Origin of the sequence: Pseudoalteromonas sp. S554 (assembly GCF_005930865.1) — a bacterium.
Taxonomy (GTDB): domain Bacteria; phylum Pseudomonadota; class Gammaproteobacteria; order Enterobacterales; family Alteromonadaceae; genus Pseudoalteromonas; species Pseudoalteromonas marina.
Genome location: NZ_PNDV01000111.1, coordinates 1 through 12250, shown reverse-complemented (window position 1 = coordinate 12250; position 12250 = coordinate 1). Strand labels below are relative to the sequence as shown.

Genomic DNA, 12250 nt, shown 5'->3' with positions numbered 1-12250 from the left:
GCAATATGAAACAGACTACTATGATAATTTAAACGAGTCAGGTAAAGTGGCCTGACTTAAACAAACTGGTCTCCGATGAACTCGGGGCGATTCAACCAATGTGTACATTTTACTAAATATGCTATAAATCAACCTAAAATAAAAAACAACACATTGATTTTAAATGTTTTTATACTTGGCGTGGCAATTGCTTTTGTAAGTTAAGTTTTTTAATAGAGAATCGCAATGGAATTTGATTTACAGTGGAATGAAATCTTAGATAACTTAATTCATTTAGGTATTGCCTACGCCCTAGCCTTGCCAATGGCCTACGATAGAGAGCGAAGTAAAGACGGCGCTGGACTAAGAACATTTCCGTTAGTAGCAGTTGCATCGTGTGGGTATGCACTTATAGCCATGTCGGTACTAGACTCATCTGAAGCACAATCTAAAATGTTACAAGGAATAATAACAGGTATTGGTTTTATTGGTGGTGGCGCAATTTTGAAAAATAACCAGTCAACATCAGGTACTGCGACAGCAGCGAGCATATGGAATATGGGATTAATTGGTATTGCTGTAGCAAATAACCGATATGAAGTAGCCATTTTGCTAGCTATTATTAACTTTATAACGCTCAGGTATGTAAAAAAATTGAAGTAATATAGCTTAAAAGTAAAAACCCCATCGTTATATATGGGGTTTTAAATAAAAATATTTTTTTGGTCTTTACAAAAAAGCATTTCCACTTTGTTTTAGCGTTACTGTTTGTGCTTGCGCACTTTTAATTAATAACCCGCAACGTAAATCATATTTAGAAATGACAATTTTATCAATAGCGCTTGTGTTGTAATTTACCACTTTATTTTCACAGCGCAGTTGAACCTTGCTAAGTGGCATTGTTGACTCAAGCACAACCTCACTTTTAGACAGTAAAGGCATAACAGCTTGATCTGTCTCAATAGCTATTTGTTGGTTTATATCGCCTGAATTTTTATAAATATCATTAACTTGAGCTAGCAACTGCTGCTTGTTTTCATCTGTAAAAACAAAGGCTTTAATATTTCCTAGGGCATCAATTGCATCATAAGCGCGCACGTAGTCCTGTTTAGATATAAACCATTGCAAAGCATTTTTTACCACTCGCACTTTAATCTGATCTGGTAAATTATCTCTAAATAAAAATGCATTATTAATATGTTTATCAAAGCCAATCCAATCTTGGGTAAAGTAGCTATGCTGACTTTTTAGCCATGAAAGTAATACTATTTCAACAGTATTTTTAGCATGGTCGCGTTCTAGCTCTATTATTTTAATTTGCGCTTCGTCTAATTTTTTTTCATTAATTAGATTACTTGCCGTTTCATAATCATTAAAAAAGCCATGCGTTGCTTTGTCGTTAGTGTACCCCAAGTGCAGGTTTTGAGAAGTCACTGTAATAAGCTTGGCACTAGGCACAGCTTTACCATCGACCTGAGCACTCTTGTAATTTAGTTTTGACACATACTCAACAACTTCTCTTTTGTATTTGTCTTGCCCGATAGATGCAACAATTTCTATATCACTAACCTGACCGCTTTCATTCACAACATAACTACTTAAATTTAAGCCTTCAAAGCGTGACACACGAGAAGATGTATTTGTTTGTTTATTGTAGTTGTCCTTAACAACTTCAGCTGGCACAAAATCTGCCATTACTGGCACACAAGTTAACGCAGGTAATATAGAAAGAGCTATAGAGAGTTTTTTCATTTGATTATCCATCCTAGAACGCAAAGTAGCTATTATAGAAACAAACATTATAAAAAGATGCAAGCTTATATTTATAACTAACCAAAATTTAACTATAGGCTAATAAATATAAAAAAGGCGCTTTATTAAGCGCCTTGGGTTTCAAGTATGTGTGCTTAAAACATATCTTGATAGGAGTGGGTTGTATTAAACGAAATTGCTTTATCAAAACCAGGAAGCTCTATTCCGTCTTCGCCAATTACAATGTCGTTATCGTCAATGGCGCCATCACCAAAACGATATACTAATTCGTACTTACCAAGGTCAGCTTGCGCTTTATAGGTATTTTGCAAAGCAACAACGGATGTATTTTTATAAGCGTAATCACTCATCGCTTTATCACCATGGCGCTTAGCAAGCATTTGTAGTGTTACTTTAGCGCTAAGTACTGTAGCTGTGGCGTTATTACCGCCAAAACCTTTTGAGTTTATAAAGGCGATGTCCATGTCGCCACAGTCGTAATGGCTGTTACGTATATCTAAGTGATCTGCATAAACATCGTCGGCCACTTTATCTATGGTAGTAATACCCGGCATAATATTATGGCTAAATACCCCCAGCGCAATAGCAAGTTGATCGCCACTTGCGGGGGCAATTGTATGCCCTACATAAGCTTTTGGCGCCGTTACTTTCCAGCTATCAATGGCAAAGGTTTGTGCCACTTTATGGTAAATAAGAGATTCTGTTACTCTATTTTGCGGCGTGCTAGAACCATGCGCTAAAATAAAGCTACGCTTTTGTAGCGCCTCTTTACCCAATAAGCTTGTTGCCAATGCCGCAGATTTAGCCATTGTAATGTAGTTACCCGGACCCGGTGAGGTGATTGATTTTTTAATGCCATCGGCATTTACAAATACATCAGGTACTGAGCCCATAATATCTGCACCAAGCTCAAGTGCTAATGCATCATCCATTAAAATAGTGACTTGTGCGCCTTCACCTAATGTAAAACCACAGTTTTCGCCAAATGGGCGGCTGCTTTTACGGTAATCGGGCTCTTGTTCACTACTTAAGTTATCTAAACGGCGCAGGCCTTCAACATTTGCAAGGGCGCTCATATTACCAAAGCCTTCTACCACTTCAGGCGTAATAGCGCATTCAACACTTGCTACCACCGCAACACGGGTGCGCCCTGCTTGAATATCGTTTACTGCAGCGCGTAAGTTATATAAAAATGTGGCACATGCACCCGAGGTAGAAAACGTAGTACCTACATTACCTGTAACGTAGGCGTTTATAAAATCAGTCGACATCGTGTTTAAGCCAAGTGCTAATTGCTTTGTACTAACACGATCGCCTTGCTGGCGTGCTTTAACTAAACCGCCTAATCCTTTGTCGTCCATTTGGCCAATAACCGAGGCTGAATAAGTACCAATTTTATCTGGCTCTACGCTATTCATTATGCGTTGCCAATCAAGGCCTGTTGATTTAATCGCATCGTTTGCAGCAAATATGGTGGCTTGCAAACCGCGTGGCTGATAACGGCTGTTATACATAATTGATGGATCAAACCCGGTAGGAAACTGCCCCGCCGATTTAATTGGGTTATCACGTGTAGAATCAAGCTTTACGTCTAGCTCTGCCGCTATAGTCACTTTTACCTTTTTACCTTCAAGCTCTTGTACTTTCCAACTTGCAGGTACTGGACTTGGTAAATCGCGTGCGCGAGTTTCAAATACAATCGCGTTTTCATCAGATGTCTTTAATGTCATTTTTTGCTGCCAAGGCGTGGCATCTGCATCAAAATGTTCTTTTTCAATTTTACGAATAAGCGTCCCAGCAATAATTTGCTCACCAAAGCGTGCTTCTATGTCGCTTTGCTCAACATTATTACCGTTTGTGTCTTGTAATTGACCATCAACAACGCGTACTAAGTTCATTAATGTGGCGAGGCCTAAAAATGTTTCACTACGAGCTTGTGCGTTTAATGCGTCTAACACGATACGGCGGTAACCTTGATGAAAAGAAGTACGGCCAGCGGCGTTAATACCACCCATGCCTACTATTACGGGTAATGCTGTCATAATTAACCTTTAAAACGTGTTATAGGAGAAGCCAACAGTTTAATTGGATTAATCACAGCGCTTTGTGCTTTAATAGCCAAATATTCAGCATTAAAGGCCAAAAAGTACTGGTCGGAGCATTCACATGCATAAAAAATCAGTAAACCCAGCGTTAAATATTGCCATAGCAGTGTACCCGCATTTACTTATTACCAGTTTAACACTGCCTATTGAAATGCTAAGAGCGGGTGAGGCTTATGCAAAAGGCCATTTAAGCCACACGGATTTTAGACCTCTTAGTATAAATTTGATTGCTAAAAATAATGAGCCAATACAAAACCGCACTGGGCTTGCCATAGTTCCCGACTGCACCACACATAACGCGCCCTACAACGACCTAATTATTGTGCCTGGGATTTGGCGAAACCCTCGCCCTGTCGTTCGTACTAATAAAGAAGTGGTTGAATGGCTACAAGAAAGCTTTGAAACCGGCAGTCATATAATTGGTGTAGGTACGGGTAATTGCCTCGTTGCAGAAGCGGGCTTACTTGATGGGCATCCTGCAACAACCCATTGGCATTACGCCAAACAATTTAGCAAGGACTACCCATTAGTGCGCTTAAAGCCCGACTTTTTTATAACCCAGTCTGAGCGCATGTATACGGTAGCAAGCTTAAATGCTCTTGCCGATGTGATCGTACATATTATTAGCCAATACTATGGCAAAGCCGCTGCGCAACATGTAGAGCGTAACTTTTCGCATGAAGTACGTAAACCATACGAAGATCAGCGTTACCTTGAAGGCGCGGTTGACCGCCATCCAGATGAACTCATAGCGCAAATTCAGTTTTGGCTTAAAACTAATTTAGCCAGCGAGTTAAACTTACAAGAAGTAGCCGCCCAATTTAGTTTGAGTTACCGTACATTTACCCGCCGCTTTAAGCTTGCGACTAATCAAAGCCCTATAGAATATTGGCAACAATTACGGGTAGAAGGCGCTAAAGAGCTATTAGCTTCATCTAATTTAACGATTCAAGAAGTAGCACTTGAAGTCGGCTATAACGACCAAGGTCATTTAACCCGCGTGTTTAAAAAAGTGCTTAGTCAAACGCCAAGCGAGTACAGAAAAGTAGTACGAAGAAAACTATTTGGCTAATGCAAAGCTGCAATTAAGTGGCTTTTTTCCTTATATAAATTACACTATTAGCTAAAATCCTAGCTAGGTTATTGTATGAGCGATGAGATAAAACAGCACCTTTTTGAACAACAAAATAATGGCTCAGTGGATGAAAAGTTATTAAGGTTACTTTCGCTTGTGCGCAAACATCTTAAAATGGATGTGGCGTTTATATCAGAATTTACACAAACAGATCGGGTTTTTAAGGTGGTCGATAATCATACCGATAACCACTGCGTATCAGTAGGTAATTCAGATCCTATTTGTGAGACTTACTGTAAAAAAATTTCAGACAACGACCTTGAACCAATAATTCCTAACACACATAAACACCCTATTACTAAGGCTATGCCGGTCACCAAAAAATTAAATATAGGCGCTTACATAGGTGTGCCGATTGTTTTAGCATCAGGCAAAACGTACGGTACCTTTTGCTGTTATAAAACCACATTTGATGACAACTTAAATGATAGAGATCTGGCTTTTTTAAAACTAATTTCAGAGCTTGCTACCGAGCTCATTGAACAAAGATCACAATCAGACACCATAAGTAATGAAACAAAAATACTGATTGAAAATATTATAAAAACAAATGCCATCACTATTTATTTTCAGCCAATTTTTAACCTAGCGACGAATCAGCTATCGGGTTATGAATCGCTTTCACGCTTTTTTACTCAACCTTACAAAACCCCCGATGTATGGTTTAAAGACGCCGACGACTTAGGGCTAGGTGAAGCACTGGAAATTCTTGCTATACAAAACACCCTACACTGTATGGATGAACTTGCCCCACATGCCTACGTGACTATAAATACATCCCCTGCACATATATTATCGGGCTCAATTAATAATGTATTACAAAATGTTGATTGCACCCGCATTATATTAGAAGTCACAGAGCACTCGCCTATTTTAGATTACCAAGCTATGCGCGCGGCACTTGAGCCATTGAGAAATAAAGGCGTAAAACTAGCAATTGACGATGTAGGCGCTGGGTTTTCGTCTTTTCAGCACATATTGGAGTTAGAAGCCGATATTATAAAACTTGATATAAGCCTGACTGAAAATATAAATAACGACCAAAGAAAGTTTTTACTCGCAAAAGCATTATGTGGTTTTGCAAAAGCAATTAATTGTACGATTGTAGCTGAAGGTATCGAAAATAAAGAAGAGCTTCTCACATTAAGGCAGCTAAAAGTAGATAACGTCCAAGGCTACTTTATTGGTCGCCCTGCGCCTATTAACGAGGCAATAGAGTACCAAGCAGTCACGCTTTAGCTAATACACTCATATAATAACGCCACTAAATTAGTGGCGTTAAATCAGTGGCGCTCTGTGTCGTTAAAGTCTTTTCGGTAGTAACGCTTTTGATAATTTTTTACTTTAGTGTGTACGCCTTTGCTTAGGCTTTTAAATTTTGCCTCCAGTACATCTACACCGTATAAAATACCAACCACCAGCACCGAAAGTTTAATGGCAGCACCTAAATTGTCGGTGGCTATCATTACGCCAATTGAGGCAAGCACCCAAATGGTTGCAGCAGAGGTTACCCCTACTACAGCGCCGTCTTTTGCAAGCATGACCCCTGCACCTAAAAAGCCAATACCTGTAATTATTTGCCCTACTACACGCGAATGATCAATCACATCGCCTTGTAAGTTAAACGCGGTCGATAAAAACAAATACGTGCCCAGAGTTATTAAAGCTGAGGTACGAATACCCACAGGTTTACCGCGTAACTGGCGCTCTAACCCAATTATGGCACCGCAAAAAGCGGCGGTACCAATGGCCGCCCACGAATAAGGCGCTACATCAATTAAATCTAAAAAAGTCACTCTTTACTTAAAACCTATTAATTATTAGCAATGGCTACTGCGGTTCTTAGCCGTTGGCTACCAAATGCTGACATTTTACTAAAATCACTTCGCGCTATAGGCACATACTGGCAATCAATAGCGAGTTGTTTATCGCTTCCTGGTTCGCAAAACGGGTCGTGAACATACACGCAGTGCTCATCAAGGTGGGTAACGCACACCCAATGAGGTGATTTTTTACCATCAAACCGGTATGTGCTAATTAGTAACAGCACACTAAAGCCTTGACTTAACCACTGTTCAATATGCTCAAGCTCAACATCTTTATAGCTAAGCGGTATATTTGCCTGTGCAATACCCTCTACAAATTGTTGGTGTACTGTTGAAAGCACCACTTTTTTATTTTCATTACGTACGCCATCTAAAAACAAAGGCTCTGTGGTATTTACCATTACCTCGCTTTTAAAGCCGCGTTTATTAGCCGCCAACGCTAAACCAAAAGGATGGCAACCACCGTGGCCCGATGTCATAAAAATGGTGGTGCCTTCGCGCCAAAGTGCCAGCTCATGTGATTGGCTAAGCTCCGTTATTGGCTCAAGTGCCCCCATTGCCATTAGTAACGCCGCTGGCCCACAGGTAAACTCTGTTGTTTGCTGATACCACGGCGTTAAACGCGCTAATTTAAGTTCACGCGTTTGACGAATATTTTTTTGCATTCGCAGTGCATCACTGTGATCGTCATAATAATCGCTATATTGGCCAAACACTCTGTAACCCAAGCTTTTGTATAGCCCTATCGCACTTTCGTTATTTACCGCTACTTCTAATCGTAAGTAAAGTCGCCCGCGCTCACACGTTTCTTTTTCAAGGCTTGTAAGCAGTGCTTTTGCAATGCCCTTACCTTGCATTGTGGGTTTTACAGCAAGCGAATATAAACGCGCCAAACGCGTACCTTTATGGCACCACACAAGCCCATAGCCGCATACTTGCTCGCCATTTTCTGCAATTAGTAAAATACCGTGCTTAGCACTTAACCAACGCTTTAAACTACGCGGGCTCAATTTATCGTTATTAAAGCACGCGTTTTCAACGTCAATCAGTGCAGTTAAATCACTACCAATAGCCTTTCGAATAACCAGGTTATTCATGTTACTACCCACGGCCTCGTGCTTCTAAACGTTGTTTAAATTCGTCCATAATGATCATGTATAGCTCGTCACCTAAATAGCCGTCTTCTACTTTGTGATCAATACTTGGATTATCATTTACTTCAAGCACATATGCTTTGCCTTGATGTTCTTTAACATCTACGCCATATAAGCCTTTGCCCACAGTTTTACATGCTTTTAAAGCGGCATCTAACACGGCTTTTGGTAACTCAAAGCTAGGTAGCGTTTCAAAGCCACCAGAGAAAAATCGTTTAGCATCGTGATTATAAATTTGCCAATGATTACGCGCCATTAAGTAGCGACACGCATAAATAGCGCGGCCATTTAATACACCTATTCGCCAATCGTATTCTGTGTACATGTACTCTTGTGCAAGTACCAATGCGCTATGTTCAAACAGATCGGTTAGTTTAGCCTCAAGCTCACTGCGGTTTGCAACTTTAAATACCCCTTTTGAAAACGACCCTTCAGGCATTTTTAAAACCAGCGGATAGGTAAACGACTCTTCTAATTGCTCAAGCGTTTGCGCTGATTGATCAGCCACTACAACCGTTTTTAAGCTCGGCACTTTTTGATAATTAAACGCATCGTGTAAATACACTTTATTACAACAACGTAAAATAGATTCAGCATCGTCAATAACCACTAAACCAAGGCTTTGCGCTTTACTAGCAAGGCGATACGTTGGGTGGTCAATTGCTGTAGTTTGGCGAATAAATAACGCATCAAACTGGGCAATGTTGTCTATTTCTTCAAAGCTTAATGCTTTCGCATTAATACCATGTTTAGCAGCTGCTTTTATAAAACGGGCAATGGCGTCTTTATCACTCGGTGGTACTTTTTCGTTATGATCAACAAGGATTGCCATATCCCATCTAAAACGGTGCTGCACAGTACCAATGCGCCATTGGGTTTGAGTAAACGTATTTAGTTTTGCTACAAAATTGCTGAATTGCTCATCGTTTAAAGTGCTAAGCGAACCTTGCTGTAACAAGCCTTGCTCATCTACATATAAAATAGGCGCTGGGTATTGCTTAAATACCGATTTAGCCGCTTTGCTTTGTAGCTCGTTTAAGGCATTACCAAAGTAAATTTCGCCATCAATAGAGCCAATATTTAACATAGGAGCTTGACCGCTTCGAAGCGCGTTTATTGTTTTAACGCTGGGTAATACTTGGTGTTTACGGGCCTCTGCAAGTAATGAGCAATAGTAACCTTTACTCAAGTATTGGCTTGAGTCGCATAAATTAATAATGCGGGTTTTAGGTTCATTATGTTTTGGGTAATCACGTAAGTAACTATTAAACGTAATTACATTGTCGAACGATTGAGCAAGGGTTTGCTCGTTGTTATCAACCACTATTAAGGTTTTAAACACGACTTTTCCTAGTTAAGTCAGAAATATAAAAAGCATGCCTAATAAAATACTCAGCACTATAAATAGAAACACCCAGCGTACTAAGTGGGCATTGCGCGTATCACTTAATACGATGGGTGCTTTAACAAATACCTACTGTAAGTGTTAGCGCTTAAATTGCTTAAGCGACATCTGCTTTATATGCCCTTTTTAAAAACCACACAAACGAGATATTTTTAGCGTGAAGATAAAAAATATTGATTAACTATATTTTCCTATTAATGCAGATTAAAATACGTAAAATTAATATTTTATGAGCGTTAAAAATGTCACACCCTGCCTGCCCCCAGTGCCAATCTGAATATGTTTACGAAGACCAGCAACTGCTTATATGCCCTGAATGCGCCTATGAATGGAACCCAAATAGTACAAGCGATGAAGATGCAATTTTAGTTAAAGATGCCAATGGAACTCTACTTAGTGATGGCGATAAAGTAACCGTAGCGAAAGATTTAAAAATTAAAGGCAGCTCACAAGTTATTAAAATTGGCACCAAAGCGATTGTTAGGCGTGTGCTTGATAAAAAAGATCACGAGCTAGATTGTAAAGTAGATGGTATTGGCGAAATGATGGTAACAGCGAAGTTTGTGAAAAAGGCTAATTCGTAGGTCGGATAAAGGGGGAAACCATCCTGCATGTCTCGCCAAAACGATCAAAATAATTGATTATTATTTAGTTATTGGTGAGCATTCGTAAACAACCGCTAAACCCAGGTCTATATGAGCAACAATATAGCCATATTCCTTCTTTGACAGTTTGCCGGTTTTATACAGCTCTTTTGCCGACTTATGGTTCCATGATTCACCACATTTTGGCTCTGGAATTTTAAGATCTAGGGTAAGTAGATATTCCTTTTCTTTATCTATGGAATACCCTTTTTTCACAGAGCTTTTTGCGCAAAGGCTTAGTGCATATTCAACCGCAAACTTATCCACGCTTGGTAAGCCAACAAACTCCACATCACACCCTAAAACACGTTCGCCAGAAGCCTTCGTGTAATAAAGCTCACCTGTTGTGCAAGCTGACAGTAAAAAGAGCATCGCGGATATTGATAAAAATCTATGAATCAAAGTACTTCCTTGTTTACTGCTGCCTAGCTCAGCGGGCATTTGAAACGTAGCGAAAATTGGTCCGAACAAACTATTTATTTAGACTGGCATCCATCTTAATTTCAAAAATTAAGTAGGTGTATAATTAGTTATTATCAGTTTCCATTCTGACTCCTAACGAGCCTGTAGATTAACTCGTTTTAAATTTATTTTTATTGATGAATCAACCATAGCCGAGTTCCTATTTTGGTTCAATCAGTTATCGCTATTTCACGTAAAATAGAAAAAGAGAATGTACGGTTGTTTTAATGGCTATTTTAGAGGGAGTTACAGGTGCTTGATTGGCATATTTTGGCTTAAAAGGGCTCCCCTTTTTTAATGCAGCCTGTTTTGCAGCTTTTCTATGTTATGAACAAGGCAGTACAGTTGCCATTGCGCATTCACTTTCGTTTGACCCCGTAAGGTCAGTTTATTCATGCCTTTATTCACTGTAATATTCCCGAACACCGGCTCTATACAGCCAAGTCGTTTACTGTACTGCCGTCGCCCCATCGGGCTGTCTATTTTGACCTTCATTTTGTCCATGTAGCTTAACTTTTTACGCGATTCATCATTTTTAAACTGAACTTGTCGCCCCGTTTTTATAGGTGGCTTTCGCATGCACTGCTGTTGCAGTAGGCATACTTTACAGTCTCTTAAGTAACCGCAGAATCGGGTGTATTGTTGGTTGTGGCTGTTTACATTAACTCCGCTTCGCCACATATCATTGCCTGCGGGGCACCGGCAGGTTTGGGTTGCTTCATCATAGTGGAAGTCGTTTGAGGTCAATAACCGAGGCTTTCCTTTACTGCGTTTTAATCGGCGTTTTTCTTGCTCTGTTTCATAGGTTTCACTCTCTTTAAATAGCGGATTTCGTTTTCTAAACTGATTATCGGCTATGTATGTATCAAACCCACTTTGCGCCATAAACTCTAGGTTTGCTTCGCTGTTAAACCCACTGTCTGCGGTGAACTTAATTGTCCGTTCGTCTGTGATTTTATCAGTATTTAATTTATCAAGTTGTCGTTTTAATTGCTCAACGGCTGGCTGGAGTGTTTGTTGCTCGCCCACTGAGCCCCATGCTTGTGCTTGCAGTATAATTTGGTGCTTGTCGTCATTTATCGCAATGCCATTGTAGCCTTGAATTGTCCCTTTTGAGGTCGTCATCTTCGCACTATCGGGGTCGGTGATATTACTTTTAACTGGCTTGCCTTTACTGCCTGTTTTTTCTTTGTGAGTGGCTAAAAACTCCGTGATTTTAGCAGCGCTTTTATCGAGTTTTTCTTTTTGCTTTAAGTCCTGAGTGACAAGTTCTTCACTTAGGCCATCTTGGGCTTGATGGCGTTCAATAATACGTTTGCTTGCGCGCTCTAGTTTTGCTTTTTTACGGCCTAGTTCATCAAATGTGCCGCTCCACTCTTTACTCGCATTGGACTTTAATTTACACCCATCAATGGCAAATAGGTTACGGCCTATCAAGCCTTCTTCATCACATATCATCAATACTTGCGTAAATAGTGGCTCAATCTGTTCGTGCATTTTGGCTACGAAACCCGCTATTGATGTGTAATGCGGCTGAATATCCCCTGACACACTCATGAACAGAATATTGTTCTCACAGGCCTTGGCTATTCGGCGGCTACTTATTAACCCATGCGCATAACCGAGTAAAATAATCTTTAACATGACCGTGGGCGGATACGCCGCAGCACCCGTTTTATCGTTGTTATACCACGCGTCAAAGCCCGACAAGTCGAGTTTATTTTCGACAATATAACAAAGCGCATACTCAAAGGTACCTGGTAAAAT

Annotated in this window: 11 protein-coding genes; 4 read left to right on the top strand and 7 right to left on the bottom strand. The window is 40.1% G+C overall.

The genetic code is table 11. From position 1 onward, the window contains the following. The first annotated feature begins 225 nt into the window (after positions 1-225). Complete coding sequence (locus tag CWB65_RS18475; RefSeq protein WP_006794759.1) at positions 226-642, top strand: MgtC/SapB family protein; 417 nt, start codon at positions 226-228, stop codon at positions 640-642. A 66-nt stretch (positions 643-708) separates the two neighbouring features. Here the strand turns inward: CWB65_RS18475 and CWB65_RS18470 are convergent, their stop codons facing one another. Both CWB65_RS18470 and CWB65_RS18465 read right to left on the bottom strand, forming a co-directional pair. Next, complete coding sequence (locus tag CWB65_RS18470) at positions 709-1731, bottom strand: energy transducer TonB (RefSeq protein WP_138741184.1); 1023 nt, start codon at positions 1729-1731, stop codon at positions 709-711. A gap of 155 nt (positions 1732-1886) precedes the next feature. Next, complete coding sequence (locus CWB65_RS18465) at positions 1887-3794, bottom strand: beta-ketoacyl synthase (protein ID WP_008131598.1); 1908 nt, start codon at positions 3792-3794, stop codon at positions 1887-1889. Between the two features lie 124 nt (positions 3795-3918). Between CWB65_RS18465 and CWB65_RS18460 the strand changes: the two genes are divergently transcribed. Together CWB65_RS18460 and CWB65_RS18455 are read left to right on the top strand one after the other, a co-directional pair. Then, complete coding sequence (locus tag CWB65_RS18460; protein ID WP_138741183.1) at positions 3919-4929, top strand: GlxA family transcriptional regulator; 1011 nt, start codon at positions 3919-3921, stop codon at positions 4927-4929. Between the two features lie 75 nt (positions 4930-5004). Continuing rightward, positions 5005-6231 carry a sensor domain-containing phosphodiesterase gene (locus CWB65_RS18455; protein WP_138741182.1) on the top strand — a complete coding sequence of 409 codons (1227 nt, stop codon included), beginning with the start codon at positions 5005-5007 and terminating at the stop codon, positions 6229-6231. Positions 6232-6275: 44 nt separating this feature from the next. Here the strand turns inward: CWB65_RS18455 and CWB65_RS18450 are convergent, their stop codons facing one another. Genes CWB65_RS18450 through CWB65_RS18440 form a run of 3 tightly spaced genes read right to left on the bottom strand, consistent with a single transcriptional unit; the run spans position 6276 to position 9314 of the window. Further along, entirely contained in the window at positions 6276-6788 is a 513-nt protein-coding gene (locus CWB65_RS18450) for an MgtC/SapB family protein (RefSeq protein WP_024034059.1), read from the bottom strand. A 17-nt stretch (positions 6789-6805) separates the two neighbouring features. Continuing rightward, a complete protein-coding gene (locus CWB65_RS18445) occupies positions 6806-7915 on the bottom strand; it encodes a GNAT family N-acetyltransferase/peptidase C39 family protein (protein ID WP_138741181.1) in 1110 nt (369 codons plus the stop codon). Positions 7916-7919: 4 nt separating this feature from the next. Beyond that, on the bottom strand, positions 7920-9314 hold the full coding sequence (locus CWB65_RS18440; protein WP_138741180.1) for a RimK family ATP-grasp domain-containing protein: 1395 nt from the start codon (positions 9312-9314) through the stop codon (positions 7920-7922). Between the two features lie 305 nt (positions 9315-9619). Between CWB65_RS18440 and CWB65_RS18435 the strand changes: the two genes are divergently transcribed. Beyond that, positions 9620-9961, top strand: a complete 342-nt coding sequence (locus CWB65_RS18435) for a zinc ribbon domain-containing protein YjdM (protein WP_138741179.1) — start codon at positions 9620-9622, stop codon at positions 9959-9961. A 60-nt stretch (positions 9962-10021) separates the two neighbouring features. On the opposite strand, the gene CWB65_RS18430 is transcribed toward CWB65_RS18435, so the two are convergent. Then, the gene (locus CWB65_RS18430; protein WP_502704848.1) at positions 10022-10423 is read right to left on the bottom strand and encodes a hypothetical protein; all 402 of its coding nucleotides are present in this window, start codon (positions 10421-10423) and stop codon (positions 10022-10024) included. A 354-nt stretch (positions 10424-10777) separates the two neighbouring features. Continuing rightward, a partial coding sequence (locus tag CWB65_RS18425; protein WP_138741178.1) for a transposase occupies positions 10778-12250 on the bottom strand: 1473 nt, incomplete at its 5' end.

Excerpts from the sequence above, each read along its gene's own strand:
- CWB65_RS18475 (WP_006794759.1), top strand. The coding sequence starts at position 226 with ATGGAATTTGATTTACAGTGGAATGAAATCTTAGATAACTTAATTCAT.
- CWB65_RS18470 (WP_138741184.1), bottom strand. The coding sequence starts at position 1,731 with ATGAAAAAACTCTCTATAGCTCTTTCTATATTACCTGCGTTAACTTGT.
- CWB65_RS18465 (WP_008131598.1), bottom strand. The coding sequence starts at position 3,794 with ATGACAGCATTACCCGTAATAGTAGGCATGGGTGGTATTAACGCCGCT.
- CWB65_RS18460 (WP_138741183.1), top strand. The coding sequence starts at position 3,919 with ATGCATAAAAAATCAGTAAACCCAGCGTTAAATATTGCCATAGCAGTG.
- CWB65_RS18455 (WP_138741182.1), top strand. The coding sequence starts at position 5,005 with ATGAGCGATGAGATAAAACAGCACCTTTTTGAACAACAAAATAATGGC.
- CWB65_RS18445 (WP_138741181.1), bottom strand. The coding sequence starts at position 7,915 with ATGAATAACCTGGTTATTCGAAAGGCTATTGGTAGTGATTTAACTGCA.
- CWB65_RS18435 (WP_138741179.1), top strand. The coding sequence starts at position 9,620 with ATGTCACACCCTGCCTGCCCCCAGTGCCAATCTGAATATGTTTACGAA.